General features: G+C 73.8%; 11 protein-coding genes, 2 rRNA genes and 2 pseudogenes. 10 read left to right on the top strand and 5 right to left on the bottom strand.

Annotation, left to right across the window (positions count from 1 at the left end; translation table 11 throughout):
- The 3 genes from GA0070216_RS19735 to GA0070216_RS19725 form a co-directional block, all read left to right on the top strand.
- A 23S ribosomal RNA gene (locus tag GA0070216_RS19735) occupies positions 1-100 on the top strand; the annotation flags it as partial.
- Between the two features lie 96 nt (positions 101-196).
- Positions 197-313 (top strand): 5S ribosomal RNA (gene rrf, locus GA0070216_RS19730).
- A 678-nt stretch (positions 314-991) separates the two neighbouring features.
- Positions 992-1,618 carry an NADPH-dependent F420 reductase gene (locus tag GA0070216_RS19725; RefSeq protein WP_091247901.1) on the top strand — a complete coding sequence of 209 codons (627 nt, stop codon included), beginning with the start codon at positions 992-994 and terminating at the stop codon, positions 1,616-1,618.
- A gap of 171 nt (positions 1,619-1,789) precedes the next feature.
- Here the strand turns inward: GA0070216_RS19725 and GA0070216_RS19720 are convergent, their stop codons facing one another.
- On the bottom strand, positions 1,790-3,613 hold the full coding sequence (locus tag GA0070216_RS19720; RefSeq protein ID WP_176739053.1) for a VanW family protein: 1,824 nt from the start codon (positions 3,611-3,613) through the stop codon (positions 1,790-1,792).
- A gap of 225 nt (positions 3,614-3,838) precedes the next feature.
- On the opposite strand from GA0070216_RS19720, the pseudogene GA0070216_RS19715 reads away from it, so the two are divergent.
- Positions 3,839-4,024: pseudogene (locus tag GA0070216_RS19715) on the top strand (NAD(+) diphosphatase); the annotation flags it as partial.
- 11 nt (positions 4,025-4,035) lie between these two features.
- On the opposite strand, the gene GA0070216_RS19710 reads toward GA0070216_RS19715, so the two are convergent.
- Both GA0070216_RS19710 and GA0070216_RS19705 read right to left on the bottom strand, forming a co-directional pair.
- Positions 4,036-6,597: a fibronectin type III domain-containing protein gene (locus GA0070216_RS19710; protein WP_141723140.1), complete on the bottom strand. Its 2,562-nt coding sequence runs from the start codon at positions 6,595-6,597 to the stop codon at positions 4,036-4,038.
- Positions 6,587-7,855 carry a polysaccharide biosynthesis protein gene (locus GA0070216_RS19705; protein WP_091247890.1) on the bottom strand — a complete coding sequence of 423 codons (1,269 nt, stop codon included), beginning with the start codon at positions 7,853-7,855 and terminating at the stop codon, positions 6,587-6,589. Before GA0070216_RS19705 ends, GA0070216_RS19710 begins: the two co-directional genes overlap by 11 nt.
- 147 nt (positions 7,856-8,002) lie before the next feature.
- Here GA0070216_RS19705 and GA0070216_RS19700 point away from each other — a divergent pair, with 147 nt between their 5' ends.
- Together GA0070216_RS19700 and GA0070216_RS19695 are read left to right on the top strand one after the other, a co-directional pair.
- Complete coding sequence (locus tag GA0070216_RS19700; protein WP_483819055.1) at positions 8,003-9,559, top strand: MmpA family trehalose lipid delivery protein; 1,557 nt, start codon at positions 8,003-8,005, stop codon at positions 9,557-9,559.
- Positions 9,560-9,710: 151 nt separating this feature from the next.
- Entirely contained in the window at positions 9,711-9,902 is a 192-nt protein-coding gene (locus tag GA0070216_RS19695) for a hypothetical protein (RefSeq protein ID WP_091247883.1), read from the top strand.
- A gap of 140 nt (positions 9,903-10,042) precedes the next feature.
- Here the strand turns inward: GA0070216_RS19695 and GA0070216_RS19690 are convergent.
- Positions 10,043-11,239 (bottom strand): annotated as a pseudogene (locus GA0070216_RS19690) (glycosyltransferase family 4 protein); the annotation flags it as partial.
- A gap of 157 nt (positions 11,240-11,396) precedes the next feature.
- On the opposite strand from GA0070216_RS19690, the gene GA0070216_RS19685 reads away from it, so the two are divergent.
- Positions 11,397-15,677 (top strand): alpha-(1->3)-arabinofuranosyltransferase, encoded by a 4,281-nt coding sequence (locus GA0070216_RS19685; RefSeq protein WP_176739052.1) that lies wholly within the window; start codon positions 11,397-11,399, stop codon positions 15,675-15,677.
- Here GA0070216_RS19685 and GA0070216_RS19680 read toward each other — a convergent pair.
- Positions 15,572-16,792, bottom strand: coding sequence for an acyltransferase family protein (locus tag GA0070216_RS19680; RefSeq protein ID WP_091247872.1), 1,221 nt, complete (start codon positions 16,790-16,792; stop codon positions 15,572-15,574). The genes GA0070216_RS19685 and GA0070216_RS19680 overlap by 106 nt on opposite strands.
- Before the next feature lie 112 nt (positions 16,793-16,904).
- Here GA0070216_RS19680 and pgfA point away from each other — a divergent pair, with 112 nt between their 5' ends.
- From pgfA to GA0070216_RS19665, 3 genes are all read left to right on the top strand, one after another.
- A complete protein-coding gene (gene pgfA / locus GA0070216_RS19675; protein ID WP_091247869.1) occupies positions 16,905-18,074 on the top strand; it encodes a cell envelope lipid trafficking protein PgfA in 1,170 nt (389 codons plus the stop codon).
- A 372-nt stretch (positions 18,075-18,446) separates the two neighbouring features.
- Complete coding sequence (locus GA0070216_RS19670) at positions 18,447-19,061, top strand: DUF6230 family protein (RefSeq protein WP_091247865.1); 615 nt, start codon at positions 18,447-18,449, stop codon at positions 19,059-19,061.
- A 104-nt stretch (positions 19,062-19,165) separates the two neighbouring features.
- Positions 19,166-20,749, top strand: coding sequence for a DUF6114 domain-containing protein (locus GA0070216_RS19665; protein ID WP_245722598.1), 1,584 nt, complete (start codon positions 19,166-19,168; stop codon positions 20,747-20,749).
- Positions 20,750-20,777: the final 28 nt, after the last annotated feature.

Raw genomic sequence — 20,777 nt, 5'->3', positions numbered from 1 at the left:
GGGTAAGGCCCCCAGCTAGACGACTGGGTTGATAGGCCGGAAATGTAAGCCCGGTAACGGGTTCAGTTGACCGGTACTAATAGGCCGAGGACTTGACTACAAAGCTGCTACGCGTCCACTGTGCAACTCTGAACGAACCGAACAACCCCCCATACACTTGTGTGGGTGTGTGTGTTGTTTGATATGTTCATAGTGTTACGGCGGTCATGGCGGAGGGGAAACGCCCGGTCACATTCCGAACCCGGAAGCTAAGCCCTCCAGCGCCGATGGTACTGCACTCGGGAGGGTGTGGGAGAGTAGGACACCGCCGGACAACCTTTAGTTGAGGCCGACCCCTGACGGGGTCGGCCTCAACTGCATTCCCACCCCCACCGATCTCCGACCTGAGCTGTCCTCCAACCCAAGCTGCTTTCCAGCCTCAACTGTCCTCCCGACCCCGGCTGCCCTCCAGTGGAGAGCATGGGCTCATGTGGCGATGTTGCACCATTCCAGTGCTGCGGACACCGCTCTATCGCGGACATTGAGTCGCTATCGCGGACATTGAGTCGATCGCAGCCCAGCCCGTCCCGCTGACTGCACGACCGGCCGCACACTGACCGGCCCGCGCAACGTGCGGTCGGAAGCCCGTGCCCGGCTCCCTACCGTAGGTGGGAAGTGCGGGCACTGCCCGGTACAGCCCCAGCGGCGGGACGACCACGGCGGCGAAACATGTGGCCAGCAGGCCAGCAGGCCAGCGGCAGCAGGGCAGCGGCAGCAGGGCAGCGGCAGCAGGGCAGCGGCAGCAGGGCAGCGCGGCGTTCGGGGAATCGCCCCGGACGGCGGGCTTCACCTCGTACCGTCGATGCGGGACCCGGCTCCGGAGGGTCGCACCAGCGCAGCGGAAAACGTGACGTGGAGTACGCCTCGTCCGCAATCGGAGCGGACCGGTCGGGGTACCTGCTGACCGTACGACCGGAACTGACCGTCGGGACCGGCGGAGGCAGGAGTGGTCATGAAGATCGGAATCATTGGTTCGGGGCACATCGGTGGCACCCTCACCCGGCGGCTGAGTTCGCTCGGGCACGACGTGACCGTCGCGAATTCGCGGGGCCCGGAGAGTCTCACCGACCTGGCCCAGGAGACCGGGGCCAGCGCCGGCACGCTGGAGCAGGCCGTCCAGGACGCCGAACTGGTCGTGGTGGCGATCCCGCTGCTCGCGGTGCCGGGGCTCCCGGCTCAGCCGTTCGACGGCAAGATCGTCGTCGACGCCAACAACTACTACCCGCAGCGTGACGGCGACATCGCCGAGCTGCTCGACCGCAGCCTCAGCTCCAGCCGGTGGACCGCCGACCATCTGAAGGGCGCCCGGGTGGTGAAGACCTTCAACAACATCCAGGCCGCGCACCTGATGGACAACGGCAGGCCCGCCGGGGCGGGTGACCGGATCGCCCTGCCGGTGGCCGGCGACGACGCCGACGCCAAGCAGCTGGTGATGCAGCTCGTCGACGCGCTCGGCTTCGATCCGGTGGACGCGGGCACCCTCGACGAGAGCTGGCGACAGCAGCCCGACACCCCCGTCTACGGGACCGACCGCGACGCCGAGGGCGTCCGCCAGGGACTCGCCGAGGCCCGCCCCTGACCCCGGGCGTACCCGGAAAGCACCGAGCCCCGCCGGCTGATCGCCGGCGGGGCTCGTTCGTGCATGGCCCCGGAGCACGAGGCTCCGGGGTGCGAGGCTCCGGGGTGCGCTGCCCCGGGGGTGCGTGAGTCGGGGTGCGTGGGCTCGGGGGCTAGCTGGGGAGCGCGGGGCTCAGGAGGGTTTGGGACCGCAGACGAAGTTCGGCTCGGGGTCGTAGGTCCAGCTGAACTTCTCCCGCTTGACGACCTTGCCGTCCTTCTTGATGACCCGGAAGGCGTCCTGGCTGAAGCCGGTGCTGCCGGCGGCGGCGATGCACGTCGGGCCGGGGGTCAGGTGGACGGTCTTCGGCGAGGTGATGTTGCGGCGCGGGCCGTACTCGGTCTTCACGCTGTCGTAGATCTTGGTGCTCCACATCGACACGGTGATCGTGTTCGAGGTGTAGGCGGTGTCGATCAGCACCCCGTGCGGGGTGTTGTTGCGGAACTTGAAGTCCAGGTCCGGCCAGAAGATCGTCGACTCGATCACCGCCGGGTAGCGGCTGAAGTAGAACGAGTGCGGCTTGTGCTCGACGTCCTGGAGGCCGGCGTAGTAGCTGGCGTTGAAGAGGGTGGTGGTGAACTGGGAGACGCCCCCGCCGACCCCGGGGACCAGTTTGCCGCCGAGGATCACCGGGGCGTCCTTGTAGCCCTGGGCGTAGCCACGCTCGCCGGTGTGCGCGTTCAGCGAGAACGTCTCGCCCGGCTGCACGATCGTGCCGTCGACGTCCTTGGCCGCCTGGATGATGTTCTGGCTACGTGGCGAGGAGAGCCCGCCGGGAAACTTCGTGGAGAAGGTGGAGACCCGCTCCTTGATGCCCAGCTCGGCCAGCTTCGCCTCGGTCAGCTCGGGCTCGGCCTTCTTGAGCTGCCCGGTCACCGTCCGGCCGTCCGTCTTCGGCAGCACCGCCAGCAGGTCCCGGCCCAGGGCCGCCGAGTCGAGCTGCTGCCCGGCCCGCCCCGGCACCACCTTCGGCTTGCCGGCCGAAATGGTCAGGCCGGCGTCCTTCGGCGTCGACTCGATCGCGGTCAGCTTGCTGCCGAGCGCCGACCGCAGCCGCTTGACGTCGACCTTCGGCGTCAGCTTCCCCTCGTCGTCGGCCGAGAAGCGCAGCGCGCGGGCGATCGCCGCCGGGGGGACACTGACCGACCCCTTGTCGGAGGTGATGGTGACCGGAGCGGCGACGGCCGGCTTCGCCAGCTCGGCGACCAGCCGGTCCACCTCCTCCCGGGTGGTGACCGGGTTCTTCTCCACCACCGGCACCGTCACCGGCTGCCCGGCCAGCCAACCCGTACGGACCACCCGGGCGGACTGCTCCGCGTCGAGGGTCAGGCTCGGCTTGGGGTAGACCGGCTTCGGGGTGGTGCCGGTGAAGATGATCGCCGGCATCGTCATGTCCCGGCCCTGCTTGCCGAGGATCTGGCGCAACGCCGCATCCAGCTTGGCGGCGTCCACGCTCACCACCGGTTCGACCGTACGGGAGCCGAACAGCCGGCCCACCGGGTGCGCCTGCGCGTCGGTGGCGGCGGCGACGGTGGCGGCCACGTCCACCGTCAGGCCGACGTCGGCGGGGACGATCTCCGCCCGGTTCTCGCCCACCACCACGGTCAGCGGCGCGTTGAGCGTGCCGGCGCGCTTCTCCAACTCGGCCCGCAACTCCTTGGCCGCGTCGGCGCGGCTGCGGCCACCCAGCTCGGTGCCGAGCACGCTGGTGCCGCGCGGGACGTCCCCGGCGTACGCATAGGCGCCCGCGCCGACCACCCCGGCCAGCACCGCAGCGGTCACCCCGCCCGCGAGCAGCACCCGCCTGCGTCGCCACCACGGCCCGCCGCCGGGGCCCGAGCCCGCGGCCCCGCCGGCCGTCGGGGGCTCGTCCTCGCCCGGCCAGCTCACCGCGGTGACCTGCACCGTGGGGCGGTCGTCGGAGACCTGATTGTCGCCGTACAGGGTCACAGCCACCTCGATCGGACGTACCACGTGGGGGGTTGCGGCCCCCAGGGACACCTACGGTAGCCAACCGGACGGCCAGCCGACAGCGTGCGTCCGGCCATCCTCACCACCGCGTGTCGTAGCCGGTCACGCGGTGTATGGCCGTTCGTGGCACGGTGTCCGGATGGGTGAGCTGAGACTGCCGTACGGGGCGGACGAATCGACCGGGCGGGGGCGTCGCGCGGCGACCCGGAGCGGGCCTGCCTCGGGCCGGGCTGCGCGCGGCTGCACTTTCCTCGGCGCGAACCGGCGGTCATCGTGCTGGTCGAGGCGGCACCGGACCGCTGCCTGCTGGCCCGGCACGCCGGGGCGGGCCCTGACGGGTACTCGCTGCTGGCCGGGTTCGTCGAGGTGGGCGAGAGCCTGGCTGACCGAGGGCGACTGACCGGTGCTCAGCGGATCCGGACGCCGACCGGCGGGCCCGGCGGCCCGTCGTCCCGTCCGTCGGTCACGGCGACCCGGAACTGGTAGTCGTGCCCCCGGGTCAACAGCACCGCCGTGTGCCGGCTCTCCCGCACCGGGTACGGAGCGGCCCGCCACTGCCCCCCGGCGGTGGCATCGCGCCACTGCACCCGGTAGGCGAACCCTGGACCGGCCGACCGCCAGGTCAACAGGGCCTCGCCACTGCCGGTGGCCGTCACGTCGAGCCCGGTCGGGGTGGGCAACTGCGGGGTGACCCGGACCGGTGCGCTGGGTGGGCCCGCACCCGCCTGGTTCATCGCGGCCACCGTGAACTCGTACTCGTGCCCGTTGCGCAGCCCCGGCACGACGGCCCGGGTGCCCCGGGTGGGGATCTCCTCGGCGGTGAAGTCGCGTTCCCCGACGCTGACGTCCCGCCGGTACACCCGGTGCCAGCCGCCGAGCACCGCCGAGCGCCAGGTCAGCTCCACGCTGCCGACGCCGGCCTCGACGCGCAGGTCCGTCGGGACCTCGGTGGGGGCGGTGAACCGGGCGCGGGCCCGCACCGGCGCGGACCGGGCCCCCGCGCCGCCGTCGTTGACGGCGTCGACCGTGAACTCGTACTCGTGGCCGTGCGCCAGGTGCCGGGCCAGGTGCCCGGCGGTGGCCTCCACCGCCGGCGGGCCGTCCTGCGGGGTGCCGGCGGTCAGGTCGCGCCGGTACACCCGGTAGGAGACACCCGGGCCGAGCGTCCGCCAGGACAACCGGACGGTGCCGTCGGGCTGCCCGACGGCGACCAGCCCCGGCGGTGGGGCGGGCGGGGTGACCAGGGCGGTCGCCCGGACCGGCGCGGACGGCGGGCTGTCCCCGCCACCACCGACCGCGACCACGGTGAACTCGTACGCGTGGGCGTGCCGCAGGGACGCGACGGTGGCGGTGGTGCCGGTGAAGGTGCCGACCGTGCTCCGCTCCCCGGTGCCCAGGTCGTGCTGCGTCACCCGGAAGAGCTGGACGAAGGGCACCGGTTCCCAGCTCAGCGCGACGTCACCGGCCTGGCCGGGCACCGCCCGCAGGCCCTGCGGTGGTGGTGGTGGTGGCACCGTGGCGGTCATCCGGCCGACCGGTGAGGGCGGGCTCTCGCCGCGCCGGCCCAGCGTGCTCACCCGGAACTCGTAGTCGTGCCCGTTGATCAGGAAGTCGGCCGAGAAGCGGGGTGCGGTGGTCGGCTCGCCGATCCGGACGAAGTGGGTCTGGCCGGCGGTGACGTCCCGCCGGTGCACCTGGTAGCGCAACTCGTCGTCGGCGCGTACCGGCGGCCAGTCCAGCTCTGCGGTGCCGGCGCCGCCCGGTCGGGCGGTGAGCGTCGACGGCGTCGGGGGCAGGTCGGCCCGGTCCGGTCGCTGGCGGGGCCAGGCCACCTCGACGAAACGCGGCCGGTAGAGGCCCGCGTCGGCGTAGGTGACCGCGTCGTCGACGTCGTTGACGTTGTAGGAGAGGAGCAGCCGGCCGGGGCGGGCCAATTCCGGGTGCAGGTCGACGTCGTAGACCAGGTGGCCGGCGGCGGTCTCCGGGGCCCGGTGCAGGTAGTCCGGGCCGGTGAACGGGCCGGTCGGGGCATCGGCCGAGTAGGCGACCAGATCGCCGCTGAACACCAGGTTGTTCTCCTGGGTGACCAGCACGTACCGACCGCCGATCCGCTGTACGCCGTAGGCGGTGCCGACGCCGCTGAGCAGCCGGGTCGAGGCGCGGTCGTCGGTGGACCAGCCGTCGCCGGTCCAGAACTCCCACCGGCCGGTCAGGTCGTCGCCGACCACCCGGGCCAGGTGGGCGAACTTCGCCCCGCCGGCCGCCTCGGTGCCGTACACGTAGGTGTGGTCGCCGTCGCGGAGCAGCTCGGAGCCCCAGGAGACCCGGGAGTCGAGCGGTAACGGGCGGACCCCGGTGGGGGTGAGCGCAGGCAGCGCGAAGCTGGCCAGTGCGGTGCCGACCAGGGTGTGGTCCAGCGGGCTGACGCCGGTGCGCCGGTAGCGGTGGACCAGCACCTGGAGGGTCGCGCCGGAGACGGTGGCGTCGCCGACCCAGGAGAACTCGCCGGGTGCCGTCGGGGGCACCAGGTCGCGCGGGTCCTCGGTGGTGCCGCCGTGCACCGTCTCGGCGAGCTGGTCGCCCCGCTGCACGATGGCCGAGTTGTGGATGAAGGGCGCGGTGCGGGGCCGGGAACCGTCGGGGTGCACCGGGCCGAGGAAGGTGTCGGAGAAGAGCCAGAGCAGCCGGCCGTCGGGCAGCCGTACCGAGGCCGTCCGGTCCGCGCCGTTCCAACGGCCGGAGGTGTCGCCGTAGTCGGCGAAGGCGGCGGTCAGCCGGGCGGCGGTCGGCCCCCTGTCCGGCAGGGCCCGGTGCGGCGGGGCGGCGGGTACGGCGGTGAGCAGGCCGAGCACCCAGGCGACGAGCAGCCAGCGCGCCGGCCGGCGGACACCGGTCACCTCCTGGCGGACATCGGCCACCTGCCGGCCCGGGTCGACCAACGCCACCAGAAACCCCCGTCTACCGGTCACCGACCCGCAGGGTGTCACGACCCGGGACGGGGGCGGTAGCCGTCGGAAGGGTGGAGGGCGGCGGCGCATCCGTTCTGCGGTGGATTGTCGACACTGCGGTGCCGACGGCGGTGACCGTCGCCGTGACCAGGGCGGCCCCGGCGATCCCGGCGACGGTGTGCGGCACGACCGTGGCGGTCGCGGCCACGAAGCCGACCGTGGAGATCCACAGTGGTGCCGAGGGCCACCGGGCCGACGCCGCGACCCGGGCGTTGACCAGGACGAAGACCAGCGCGTACAGGGCCCCGGTGGCGGCGAAGAGCGGCGCGAGGCCGCCGTGCCGGGTGTACTCCGGGCCACCGGCCAGCCCGAAGGCCAGCCCGCCGGCCAGCACCGAGGCGAGCACCAGCGCCGCCCCGGCCGCACCGACCAGGAGCAGCGCCGTCCGTAGCGTCCCCCGGTCGCCCCGGGCCAGCCGGGGCAGCGCGATGACCGTCACCACCTGGGGGGCCCACAACGCACCCTTGGTCAGCACCGTGCCGACCGCGTACGTGCCGGAGGCGCCGGGGGGCAGGAACCGGCGGGCCAGCAGCAGGTCCGCGTACGACACGACGAGCATCGCCAGGGTCGCCCCGCTGGCGGTGAGCACCGTGCGGGTGGTCAGGGTCGGGGCGACCGGGTCGAGACCGGCCCCCCGGTTGAGCCGGACCAGCAGCGCCAGCACCAGCACGGAGGTGACCGCCCCGGCCAGCAACGCCCCGGTCAACCCGCCGCCCAGTGCCAGCCCGGCGATCATCCCGCCGTAGCGGCCGGCGGCGAGCAGCGCCATCCCCCCGGCCAGCCGCAGGAACCGCTGGTCGCCCTGGAGCTCACCCAACCACCGGCCGGCGGCCACCACCGCCACGGTCAGCACCCCGAGCAGCAGCACCGCCGGGCCGGTCAGTCGCAGCCCGACGGCGGCCACCGGCAGCAGCACGGCCAGCAGCGCGGCGGTCACCGCCACGGTCAACAGGGTGGGGCGGGCGGTGGCGGCCCGACCGTGCCGGGCCCGGTGCACGGCCACCGCGATCTGGAGACCGGTGCTGGCCACGCCGCCGATCGCGCCGAGCGCCAGCAGGGTGGCCAGCGCGCTCAACTCCGCCGGGGGGAGGTGCCGGGCACCGAGGACCGGCACCACGTAGGCGAGCCCGTTGACGAAGACCCCGGCCAGGGTGACGGCCACCCCGGCGACGCCGATCCCTGGTCGCCGACCGTGCCCGTCGTCCGATGTTGTGCCCATCACCGCTCCGTGTCGCCGGCCCCGCCGGTCGTCCGCCGCCTGCCGTGACCGTCCCGTGTCGCCGGCTCCGCCCGTCACCAGCGGCGCAAGTACAGTGTCGCCACGCCGGCGCCGATCGCCGGGTCAGCCTAGTGAGGAGGTCAACCCCTGCGGGAGAGGTCGATCCTCGTCGCCACCGGGCTGGCCGTCACCGCACTGGTGCTGGCCCCGCTGGCCGCGCCCGGCTATGCGCTCAGCTACGACATGGTCTTCGTGCCCCACCAGCCGTGGCGGGCCGAGCTGGTCGCCCCGGTCGACTCGCTGCCCCGGGCGGTGCCGCTGGACGCCCTGGTGTCGCTGGCCAGCCAGGCGGTGCCGGGCTGGCTGCTGCAACGGGTGGTGCTGGCCGGGGTGCTGCTGCTCGCCGCGATCGGGGCCGGTCGGCTGGTGCCCACCCGGCGGCCGGTCGTCCGGGTGGTCGCCGCGGTCGGGTACGCCTGGACGCCGTACCTGGCGGAGCGGCTGCTGATCGGGCACTGGGGGCTGCTGCTGGCGTACGGGGCGTTGCCGTGGCTGGTCGACGCCGCGATCCGGGTGCACCGGCCGGGCGGGCTGCGCCGGCTGGTGCTGGTCGCGCTGCCCGCCGTGGTCACCCCGACGGGCGGCCTGATCGCCCTGGTCACGGTCGCCGTGCTGGTCACCCGCCGGGGTGCCGCCCGGACGACCGCGCTGGCCGTCGGCGCGCTGCTGGTGCTGAACCTGCCGTGGCTGGTGGTCGCCGGGTTCAGCACGGCGGACGCCCGGACCGACCCGGCCGGGGTGGCCGCCTTCGCGGCGCGGGCCGAGAACTGGAGCGGGGTGTTCGGCGCGTTGGCCGGCACCGGGGGGATCTGGAACGGGCAGACCACCCCGCTGAGCCGCACCTCGCCGTTGACGCCGGTGGCGACGGGGCTGCTGCTGGCGCTGGCGGTGTACGGCTTCCGGACCTTGCGCGGGCGCTGGCCGGCCGGGGCGGCGGACCGGCTCGCCGGGTTGGCCGCCGCCGGGTTCCTGACCGCCCTGCTGGGGGCGCTGCCGGGCGGTGCCACCGTGCTGGGGTGGGCGGTGGCGTCGGTGCCGGGGGCCGGGGTGCTCCGCGACGGGCAGAAGTTCCTCGTCCCGTACGCGCTGCTGCTGGTGGTGGCCGGGGCGCTCGGTGCGGAGCGGCTGGCCGACCGGGTCGCCGCCCGGGGGGCGGCCGGTGGTGCCACCGCGTTGCTCGTCGCCGCGCTGCTGCTGCCCGTGGTGGTGCTGCCCGATCTGGCGTTCGGCGCGGCGGGCCGGCTGCGCCCGGTGACGTACCCGGCGGACTGGGACGCGGTGGCCCGCCGGCTCGACGGCCGACCCGGGGAGGTGCTGTCGCTGCCGTTCGGGGCCTACCGGGCGTACCCTTGGAACGACGGTCGGACGGTGCTGGACCCGCTGCCCCGCTATGTCGACGCCGACGTGCTGGTGGACGACACCCTCTGGGTGGGCTCGACCGGGGTGCGGGGGGAGAACCCGCGCGCCGCCGAGGTCGGCCGGGTGCTGGCCGCCGGGGGCCCGGTCACCGCGACCGGGGTGCGCTGGGTGGTGGTGCAACGGACGGCCGACGGTCAGCGGGTCGACCCGGCGGCGCTGGCCGGGTTGCGCGAGGTGTACGCCGGTGTGGACCTCACCCTGTACGAGAACCCGGAAGGGCGCTGACCGGCGCGGTCTCCGCCCGGGGCGAGCGCCCGGCCAGCCGCGTTCCGGGCCGCCCGCCGGGCCGGTGGTGATCGCCCGCGCGGCTCTCCCGGTGTTGGCTACTTGGTGGTAACGTGCCGCGCACGCAGCTCACGAGGAGGAAAACAGCACCATGCGCAGTGCTCTCTCGTTGGTTCTGGTCGCGGTAGCCGCGATCGCTCTGGGTGCCTTCGGCACGGTGGCGTTGGCCACCACGCTGACCGGTACGTCGGCGGCCGAGGCGGCGAAGGCCGAGCAGGCCGCCCGCACCGAGTCCGGCGGCAGCGGTGGTGCCAACCAGCCGCTGGTCTACGGCACCAAGTAGGACTGTTCCACCTGCGCGGCCGGTGACCCTGCCGGACCCGCCTGCCCGACCGGCGGCACCGCCGGACCCGACCGCCCGACCGGTGATCCTGCCGGACCTGACTGCCCTGCCGGCGATCCTGCCGGACCCTTCTGCTCGACCGGCGATCCTGCCGGAGTCGGTGCGACCGGTGATCCTGCCGGACCGTTCGCGGCCCTCGTCACGAGGGCCGCGAATTTTTCGCCCGAGACCGGCCAGGTGAACCGGGCGGCGTGGGCGCGGGCCGCCGCGCCCATGGTGGCCCGGTAGCCGTCGTCGGTCAGCAGCAGCCGCACCTTGGCCACGAAGTCGTCGACGTCCTCGGCGAGCAGGCCGGTCTCCCCGTCGACCAGGGACTCCTCGACCCCACCCGCGCCCCGGAACGCCACCGTCGGGGTGCCGACTGCGCCGGCCTCGACGATGGTGAGCCCCCAGCCCTCCTTGAGCGACGGGGTGAGCGCCACCCAGGCCGAGGCGAGCAACCGCCGCTTGTCGGCGTCGGTGACGAAGCCGGTGAACCGGACCCGGTCGGTGAGGCCCAGCTCGGCGGCGGTGTGCCGGAGTTGCGCCTCCCACCAGCCCTGACCGGCCACGGTCAGGGTCAGGCCGGGCAGCTCGTCGGCGAGCGCGGCGAGGGACCAGAGCGCCACCTCGACCTGCTTGTGCGGGACCAGCCGACCGAGCACCACCAGCGACGGCTGCGGTGAGCGGGGCACCGGGCCGACGGTCATGTCCGGGGTGCCGTTGTGCACGATGTCGACCCGGGCCGGGTCGATGCCGAGGGTGGCCAGCTCGTCGCGGGTGGCGGCGGAGACGGTGACGTACCGGCAGCGGCGGTAGACCCGGGGCGCCAGCCAGGACTCCACCCACCAGCCGAACCGGGCCAGTCCGGGGCCGAGCACCACCGGCCACTGCTCGCGGTGCACGTGGTGCACCAGCGCGATGACCGGCCGGCGGGCGTAGAGCGCGGAGAGGAACGGCAGGCCGTTGCCGACGTCGACGATCAGGTCGGGTCGGCCGCCGTGGCGGCGGCTCAGCGGGCCGAAGCCGAGAGCGCCGGCCAGGTACGCCAGGGCGGCCCGGAGGTAGACGGTGTGCCGCCCGCCGCGCCGCAGCACCCGTACGCCGTCGGGGGTGGTCTCCTCGGCGGTGCCGGCCGGGTGGGTGGCGCAGAACAGGGTGGCCCGGTGGCCGCGCCGGACCAGTTCGCCGGCGATCCGTTCGACGTAGACCTCCGATCCGCCGCCCTCCGGATTCCGGGTGTCCCGCCAGTTGAGGAACAGTACGTGCCTGGTGGTGGCGGCAGCCGGTGCGTCCAACACTCAACTCCTACTGCCGAGTAGTCTTCGCGGTCGCGTCACACTATGGGCTGCGTCACGCAAGTCGCAATGCCCGATCGGAGGCGAGATGCAGCAGTCGCCGGGCCGTCCGGGACCGGCCGAGGGGCCGGACGACACATCGAGAACGGTGTGGCGTGTGCGCTTGGTCGCGGTCTGTCTCGCTTTGTCGGCACTGGCGTTCCTCCAGGACCCCGGGCTGATCGTCATCGACACCAAGGTCGACCTGGCGATCGATCCGGCCGGATGGCTGACCCGGGCCCTGCACGTCTGGGACCCGGACGGCACCTTCGGGCAGTTGCAGAATCAGGCGTACGGCTACCTGTGGCCGATGGGACCCTTCTTCCTCCTCGGCAAGCTGCTCGCCGTACCGGCCTGGGTGGTGCAGCGGCTGTGGTGGGCGTTGCTGCTGACGGTGGCCTGCGTCGGCGTCGTCCGGCTCACCGAGCGGCTGCACATCGGCACCCCGTGGGCCCGGTTGCTCGCCGGGGCCGCCTTCGCGCTCTCCCCCCGGCTGCTCACCGAACTCGGCCCGATCTCGGTGGAGGCGTGGCCCAGCGCGCTCGCGCCGTGGGTGCTCGTGCCGCTGGTCGGGTTGGTCGACGGGGTGCCGGTGCGGCGGGCGGTCACCCGGTCGGCCCTGGTGGTGGCCTGTGCCGGCGGGGTCAACGCCACCGCCGTGCTGGCCGTCGTGCCGCTGGCCGCGCTCTGGCTGGCCGGTCTGCACCCGTTCCGACTGCGGGCGAAGGCGCTCGTCGGCTGGGGGCTGGCGGTGGGCGCGGCGACCGCCTGGTGGCTGGTGCCGCTGCTGCTGCTCGGCCGGTACAGCCCACCCTTCCTCGACTACATCGAGACCGCGCCGGTGACCACCACCCCCACCGACACCACCACCGTGCTGCGCGGCGCCTCGCACTGGCACGCCTACCTCAACGGCGCGTACGGTCCGCCGTGGACGGCGGGTTGGCGGCTCGCCACCGAACAACCCCTGGTGATCGCCACCCTGGTGGTCGCCGGGCTGGGCATCGCCGGGCTGGCCCGCCGGGGCATGCCGTACCGGCGGTTCCTGGTCACCGGGCTGCTGGTCGGGCTGGCCCTGGTCGGGCTCGGGCACCTCGGCCAGCTCGACGGGTTCGGCGCGCAGACCCAGCGCACCTTCCTCGACGCGGCCGGCGCACCACTGCGCAACGTGCACAAGTTCGACGTGGTGCTCCGGCTGCCGCTGATCCTCGGCCTGGCCCACCTGGTCGGGCTGGTGCTGCGGGCCGCCCGCACCGGCCACCGGCCGGAACTGGCCGCTCTGCTGCCCCGGCCGCTCCAGCCGGTCCGGCTGCGCGCCGGCCTGGTCACCGGCACCGCCCTGGTCGCGGTCGCCGCGGTCGCCGCGCCCGCGCTGGGCGGCGGGCTGGCCGCCCCGGGCAGCTTCCAGGGCGTACCCGGTTACTGGCAGCAGGCGTCGAACTGGCTGGACCGGGCGGTCGGCGACGACCGGGTGCTCGTGGTGCCGGCCGCCCGGTTCCCCCGCTACCTCTGGGGCAGCCCCAGCGACGAGATCACCCAACCGCTGTCGCACCGGCCGTGGGCGGTCCGCAGCTCGGTGCCGCTCACCCCGCCCGGCACCATCCGGCTGCTGGACACCGTCGAATCGGCGCTGGCCGACGGGCAGGGCTCCGCCGGTCTCGCCGACCTGCTCGCCCGCTCCGGGGTGAAGTACCTGCTGCTGCGCTCCGACCTCGACTACGGCCACAGCGGCGCCACCCAGCCGGTGGTGGTCCGGCAGGCGTTGCTGCGCTCACCCGGCATCCACCCGGTGCGCGGATTCGGCCCCGAGGTCGGCGGGGGCCAACTCCCCGGCAACTTCGTCGACCGGGGCCTGGACGTCAAGGTCCGGGCGCTGGAGGTGTACGAGGTCCGCCGCGCCGTCGACCAGGTCGTCGCGTACGACGCCGCCGACCTGACCACGGTGGTCGGCGGCCCCGAGTCGCTGCTGCCGCTGGCCGCCGCCGGCCGGCTGTCCGCCGCGCCCACCGTGCTCGCCGGGGACCGCCCGGCCGGGCTGGGTGAGCCGTCGGTGACGCTCACCGACGGGCTGCGCCGCCGGGAGGTCGCCTTCGGCCAGCAGCACGACAACGCCTCGGCGACCCTGACCGCCCGGGACCGACCCCGGCTCGACGCCCCGGCCCGCGACTACCTGCCGGAGTGGGCCGACGGGGAGTCCACCGTGGTGCGCTACCTCGGCATCGGCGGGGTGTCCGCGTCCAGCTCCTGGTCGCAGGCGCAGCCGCTGGGCGGTGGACGCCCCGAGCACCAGCCGTACGCGGCGGTCGACGGTGACCTGAGCACCTCCTGGCGCTCCGCGCCGGGGACCCTCACGCCGGGGCAGTGGTTCGAGGTGGAGCTGTCCCGGCCGCAGGTCGTCCGGCAACTGCGGATCACCTTCGACACCGGGGCCGACTCGCTGCCCACGAAGATCACCGTGACCGCCGGCCGGCAGCAGACCACCGTGCAGACCGGCGGGCAGACCGTCGACGTGGCCCTGCCCGACGGCTACCCCACCCGGTTCGTCCGGGTCACCGTCGAACAGGTCTTCGACGTCCGGGCCGGTTTCGGCGGGGTGGGCATCGCCGAACTCGTCATCCCCGGTGTCGAGGCCGCCCGGACCCTGGTGGTGCCGACCCCACCGGCCACCGACCGGCCCGCCGGGATGGTGTTCGGTGCGGCCCCGGCCACCCCGTCGTGCGTCTTCGACGAGGGCCGACCGATCTGCGCCGGGGCGATGGCCCGCGCCTCCGAGGACAGCGACAAGATCGACCGCACCGTGCAGCTGCCGGTCGGCGCCGACTACCAGGTCGGGCTCTGGGCCCGGCCCCGGCCCGGCGCGGCGCTCAACGCCCTGCTCGACGCCGGTGGGGCGGCGGGGGTCACCACCGGGGTCACCCCGACCGTGACCGCCTCGACCGTCGGTGTGTTCCACCCGACCGCCCGGCCCGGGGCGGTGGTGGACGGGGACGCCGCGACCACCTGGTACGCCGCCGACGCCGACCGGCAACCGTGGCTGCGGCTGACCTGGCCGAAGGCGCGCACCATCAGCGGCCTGCGGATCACCCTGCCGCCCACCGCGGCGGCGGCCCGCCCCTGGCGGGTCACCGTGATCGGCGACGAGGGGATGCGCGGCGGGGTGCTGGACGAGGGCGGCACGCTGCTGTTCGACCGGCCGATGCGCAGCGACGACATCACCGTGCTGATCTCCGACCTGGTGCCGGCGGCGTCGTACGACCCGTACCGGCGGGTGACGCAGAGCCTGCCGGTGGGGGTGGGCGAGCTGGCCGTGCTGCCGACCACGCCGGTCACCCGGGCCGACACCGCGAAACGGGTCACCCTGCCCTGTGGCACCGGCCCCACCGTCACCGTGGCCGGCGGGCAACGCCGGACCGCGCTGGTCGCCAGCCGGCGGGACCTGCTCGAACTGCGCGAGGTGCCCGTCGTGCTGTGCGGCCCGGCCGCGAAGGTGCCGGTGCGGCTGGCCGGCGGGGAGAACCGGGTGGTGGCGGCGGGGACGGGGCTGACCGTACCGACCCGGCTCGCCCTCACCCCGACCAGCGCTGCGCCCGGCGGGACCACCGCTGGCCCGACTGCGCCCGGCGGCACCACGGCCGGCACCGGTGCGGCGGCACCCGGGGCCGGCGGCGCGACGACCGACGCCACGGCACCCGGGGCGACCCGGACGGCGCTGCGGGTCGACGAGTGGTCGGCCACCCGTCGGGTGCTGCGCCTGGGGAACCACCCCGGCGAGCGGGTGCTGGCGTTGCGGGAGAACGCCAACGCCGGGTGGGTGGCCACCGCCGCCGGCCGGACCCTCACCCCGTTCGTGGTGGACGGCTGGCAGCAGGGCTGGCTGGTGCCGGCCGACGTCGCCGGCGAGGTGACGCTCCGCTTCGCCCCCGACCGCGGGTACGTGCTGGCACTCGGGGCCGGGGCGGTGCTGCTGGCCGGGGTGACCCTGCTGGCGGTGCTGCCGTGGCGGCGTACCCCGGCACCGGTGGTGGTGATGATGCGGCGGCGGCGCGGGCGGTTCCTGGCCGCGCTCGTCGGCGGTGGGGCGTTGCTGCTGTTCGGCGGCCCGGCGGCGGTCGGGGTGGCGTTGGCGGTGGTGGTCGTGGTGCTGGCCGGGCGGGCGCTGGAGCCGCACCTGCACCCGCCGGACCGGCGCGGCATGCACCGGCTGCGCCGGGCCACCGTGCGCTGGCTGCCGGTGGCGTGCTTCGCGCTGGCCGGCTGGTGGGCGGCGACCCGGGGCGGGCACACCGCCTGGCTGCCTCAGTTGGCCGCGGTCGCCACCGCCACCCTGCTCTGGCTCTCGCTGGTGCTGCGCCGACGCGGCCACCGACCACCCCAGCGCTGGAAGGGACGTTCGACCGCGTAGTAGCTGACCGCCGCGAGGACCAGCCCACCGACCACGGTGAGCGCGAAGGTGCCGAGCGGGTCGCCGGTGAACTCCGGCCGACCGTCCACCAGGTAGATCCCCTCCAGCACGAACGGGTGCCAGAGGAACAGCCCGTAGGACACCCGGCCCAGCCACCGGCCGACGACGCTGTCGAAGACGCCCTTGGTGCGGGTCTGCGGGCCGAACGCCACCGGCACCAGCAGCAGCACCGCGACGACCAGGTAGAGCACCAGCTTGGTGGCGAACTGGCCGGCGGTCGGCTCGGCCAGGTCCCGGGGGCCGGTGACCGGGGTGGTGGCGACGGCCAGCGTGCCCAGGGCGATCGTCCAGCAGGCCAGCGGGGCCCGGCCCAGGTCGTCCAGCCAGCGCCAGCGCTCACCCCGGCCGGTGCGCAGCGCGACGTGCGCGCCGGCCAGGGCCATTCCCGCGCCGAACCACCCGGCGTACGAGGGCAGCCACATGGTGTGCAGGCCGAGGCTGAGCACGCCCGAGCCCATCAACGCCACCCAGCCACCGGTCACCACCGTCGCGGCCAGCGCGATCCGCAGCACCCCGTCCGGGTGGGCCGACGTCGGCGTGGTCGGTGCCGGCCGTCGCCGGCCGAGCAGGAGGATCGCCAGCACCGGCAGCAGCAGATAGAACGTGACCTCGGTGGCCAGGCTCCAGGTCTGGCTGAGCCCGTGCCGGAGCTGACCGTGCTGGTAGATCTGGGTCAGCGTGAGGTGCCGCAGCCAGTCACCGGTCGACGCCGGCCGGTTCTGCGGCAGCACCAGCAGGCAGACCACCACGGCGACCCAGTAGGCGGGCAGGATCCGGGCGGCCCGCCGCCACAGGTACCGACCGGTGGCGGGGGGCCGCTGGCCCGTCGCCCGCGCGTGCGCGTACGGCCGGAACAGCAGGAACCCGGAGAGGACGAAGAACACGGCGACACCCACGTCGAGCCGGGACAGCCACGCGCCGACGGCGGCGTCGCCGGTGTTGCGCCCGGTGGCGAAACCGACGTGGTGCCCCACCACGGCGAGCGCCCCGATCACCCGGACGGCGTCGAGCGCGGGCAGCCGCCGCAGGACCTGATCGGGAATCGGGGCAGACATCAACCGTCCAGAGGGTCGCGGGGCTATGTGACTCGGGAGTAACGTGCGGCCAAGTTTTACATCCTCGATCTTCTGCCGGTAACCGGCTGACTGTCTTTGTTAGGGAGGACCAGTGAAGGCTCGCCTGGGTGCCGCGCTGTTCGGCATCGGCGTTCTGTCCCTCGCGGTCGCTGCGGGAACGGCGTACTACGTGGCGCCGTCGGTGACGAAGCTGCCGTACGACCTGACGTTCTGCAACGCGGACGGCAAGCCGGACGGTTGCCTGCGGGCGAGCGTCGCGGTCGCCGAGAACGCCACCTACATGCAGGTGCTCAACGGTAAGCCGACGATCCAGACCGGTCAGCTCAAGGCCACCACCGAGGTGGTGCCGCAGGCGTCCACGACCGAGAAGGAGATGACCGGCGACCTCAAGGGCGAGGCGGTCGTCTGGGACGTCTACGGCACCGTCGTGCGGACCGACAACGGCTCGGACGTCAGCAAGTACGCGGCCGAGTTCGCCCTGGACCGGGTGAGCGCCGCCGCCCGGGACTGGGACAAGCAGTACCTGGACACCGACGGCCCGGGCGGCACCGACGACTCGGTGACCTTTGCCGGGCAGACCTACAAGTTCCCGTTCCGCGCGGAGCGTCAGGACTACACCTACTTCGACCGGGACCTGCGCAAGGGGCTGCCGATCGCGTTCGACGGCACCGAGCAGATCAACGGCATCGAGGCGTACCGGTACGTGCAGCAGATCCCGGAGACCGACCTGGTCACCCCGGCGGGCTCGCTGACCGCGCTGGCCGGTGCGCTGGCACCGGGCGCGACCACCGGCAAGGTCACCTACAGCAACACCCGGACGATCTGGATCGAGCCGGTCAGCGGCAACTTCGTCAAGGTACGTGAGCAGCAGCGGAAGACCTTCGTGCCGAACCAGGGCGCGACGGTGGCCCTGCTGGACGCGGACTTCGTCTATGACGAGGCCACCATCGCCAACAGCGTGAAGTCGGCCGGCGTGACCCGGGACAAGCTCCAGCTGATCGGTCGTACCCTGCCGATCGGGTTGGCCGTCCTCGGTGCCGTACTGCTGCTGCTGGGGATCTGGCTGATCGCCTCCGGGCGACGTGCGTCGACGGCCGGGGCACGCCCTCGACCGGACGGGGCCCCGACCGGCGGGCCGGCGCGGGACGCGTCGACCCGGGTCGCGCAGCCGGCCGCGGCGCGGCAGGGCGGCCCGCTCAGTGACGAGATCCCGCCCGCGTCGACGAACTGGCGGGCCGGGGACGGGGCCGGCAAGCGCTGACGTTTTTCACCGGTACGGAGGGCGGGTCGGGTTTCCGGCCCGCCCTCCGTGTCGCTCCGATAGCGGCCAGTGCACGTTATGAAATCGTAACTCGTCAATGGTTTGCCACTCTGGGTAACGGGTGGTGCCGGATTCGGTGGCATTCGCCGCATTGACGTCGGCCGCTCGGGGTGGGCTGGCAGCACCCAGCGTGAAGAGTGGACGCCTCTCCCGGTCGCCGGGGGTTACCGGTCGGTAGGCGAGGTCTTGTGAGCCACGCCTCAGTGGGTGCACCATCAGGCGCACCCTCGTTACCCGCCGGTAACAGATCTTCCGGCCCGCGCCGCGGCGCGACCGGCTCCCGCGACCGGGCACCAGCCTGAGGAGGAATCCGTGCAGAATCGGATCGACGACCCGGGGCGTACCCGGTGGCGGCGCTTCGCCGCGATGATCGTGCCCGCGTCGGCCGCCGTGGGCGCCATCCTGTTCGGGATGCAGAGCGGAGCCATCGCCTCCGACATCACCGTCTCCGGCCAGACCTTCAAGATCGGTGCCGAGCGCCTGGAGGGCGACGGCTTCACGCAGTACGGCGGCATCGTCAAGGAGAAGAACGGGAAGGTCCACCCGGTCGCCCTCTCCGAGATCAGCAGCGCCCAGCTCTACAAGCTCTGCCAGTCCGTCCGCGCCGACCTGCCCGGCCTGCCGGTGGTGTTGACCATCAACGCCGGTGACGACAAGCCGGCCACCGCCAAGAACATGATGATCGCGATGGACAGCCTGGCCGGCGAAGCGACCTTCACCAACATCCGGATCGGCCGGGACGCCACCGACCTGAACCCGTCGGCGCAGGCCGGCTCGTTCGGCCAGGACGCCCAGCACGTCACCATCACCAACCTCCAGCAGGTGTCCCGCTACACCACGGCCGCCACCTTCAACCTGACCGGCCTGCGGCTCAAGGTGAACGTCGGCGACGCCGCCAAGGGCAAGGAGTGCTTCGCGGACAACTGAGCCGCGCCCGACGACGGGAAGGGCCCCTTCCACCACCAGCGCCGGACAGCAGGGGCCCGGCCCGTCGCTTCCACCGCCACCCGCCCGCTCACCAGGAGGAGTACGTGACAAGCGCGCAACCGCAACACGTGCGGGCCGGTGGCGGCCCCGGTCGTGGGTGGCGGAGCTTCCGCCGGTGGCGACGCAGCCGCCCGTTCTGGGGTGGGCTGCTCACCGTGCTCGCCGGGGTGGAGATGTTCGCCTCCACCCGGATGACCCTCAACGGACTGAGCTTCTCGTCCGGGGCGACCGGGCTCTACTCGCTGCTCATTCCGAGCATCCTGGTCACCTGCGGTCTGCTGCTCTGGTGGAGCCCCGGCCAGCGGCTGTTCTACTCGATCGTCGCGGCGGTCACCACGATCTACTCCCTGATCGGCCTCAACCTCGGCGGGTTCTTCGTCGGTCTGCTGCTCGGCCTCGTCGGCAGCGCCCTCGGTTTCGCCTGGACACCCGTCCGACCCGGCGCCCGGCCCGGCGCCGACGCCGGGCCGGGCGCCGGCGCCCCTGCCGGCTCCGGTCCGGACCCTCGTGCCGCGTCGGACGACGATGCCGGCCGGGACAGCGGCGTCGACATTCTCGACAGTCCCGAGGCGGACGGTGGTCCCGGTGCGGACCGTGGTTCCGGTGTCGGGGTTGGTCCCGGCGCGGACGGCGGTTCCGGTGCGGACCGTGGTTCGCGTGAGGGTGCGGACGGGGAGTTCGGCCCGGTCGGGCGGCGGTCGCGCGACGTGGCGTACCCGGAAGATCCGACCGGTGGTCGCGACCCGCGCTACTTCGCGGTCGCGCTGCTGGCGCTCGGCCTCACCGCCGGAGGGCTGGTGGCCGCCGCGCCGCAGCCGGTACGGGCCGCCGCGCCGAGGCCCACCCCCACCGCCTGCCCGACGGCGGCACCCACGAAGACCGCCGCCCCCCGGCCCTCGGCCAGCCGGACGGCACCCCCGACGGTCACCCCCGACGCCAGCCCGACACCCTCGTCGACGCCGGACGGCAACCTCCTCACCGACCTCCTGCACGGACTCGGTGACCTGTTCACCGGCGGTGGCGGGACGGCCCCGCCGAGCGCCGGCCCGTCGTCGGGCACCGGTGTCACCCCGAAGGCCACCCCCACCACCCGGCCGAAACCCACCACCACCCGGCCCGGCACCCGCTGCGCCCCCGGGAAACCCGGCCGACCCGGTGCCGTGCAGCCGGGCCGGCCGTTGCCGAGGATCGCCCCGGAGGCAGGACAGCCGAGGGTGGCCCGGCAGCCGTCCACCCTGACCGGTACCAAGGTCACCATGACCGGGCTGCGGTTCGAGGGGATCGTCGACCTGCCCACCACGGACGGCGCGCTGACGGTGCTGAAGTTCAGCATGAGCAAGGCGGTCACCGCCGACTTCATGCTGGTCGCGGACGGTCCGGCGGGCCGCCACCAGCGGTACGTCACCGACGAGCTGACGGTACGGGGTGACGTCGCGTTCTATGCCACCCGGTTCGTCGGCCGGCTGCTCGGCATCAAGATCACGCTGACCCCGGACCTGCCGTTCCCCGACGGCATCCCGATCACCTCACCGATCCCGATCACCTTCACCGACCCGGTGATCAACCTGGCGTTCGTCGACTCCGACACGCTGACCGCCCGGCCCGCGCTGGCGCTCAGCCTCTCCTGAGCTTTCCTCCACCCCCAGGTGCGTCGGG

This window comes from Micromonospora matsumotoense (genome assembly GCF_900091525.1).
Taxonomy (GTDB): domain Bacteria; phylum Actinomycetota; class Actinomycetes; order Mycobacteriales; family Micromonosporaceae; genus Micromonospora; species Micromonospora matsumotoensis.
This window is presented reverse-complemented; position numbering and strand designations above follow the sequence as displayed.

What these genes read in the sequence shown, in the direction of transcription:
- GA0070216_RS19725 (WP_091247901.1), top strand. Translation starts at nt 992, where the DNA reads ATGAAGATCGGAATCATTGGTTCGGGGCACATCGGTGGCACCCTCACC.
- GA0070216_RS19705 (WP_091247890.1), bottom strand. Translation starts at nt 7,855, where the DNA reads ATGGGCACAACATCGGACGACGGGCACGGTCGGCGACCAGGGATCGGC.
- GA0070216_RS19695 (WP_091247883.1), top strand. Translation starts at nt 9,711, where the DNA reads ATGCGCAGTGCTCTCTCGTTGGTTCTGGTCGCGGTAGCCGCGATCGCT.
- GA0070216_RS19680 (WP_091247872.1), bottom strand. Translation starts at nt 16,792, where the DNA reads ATGTCTGCCCCGATTCCCGATCAGGTCCTGCGGCGGCTGCCCGCGCTC.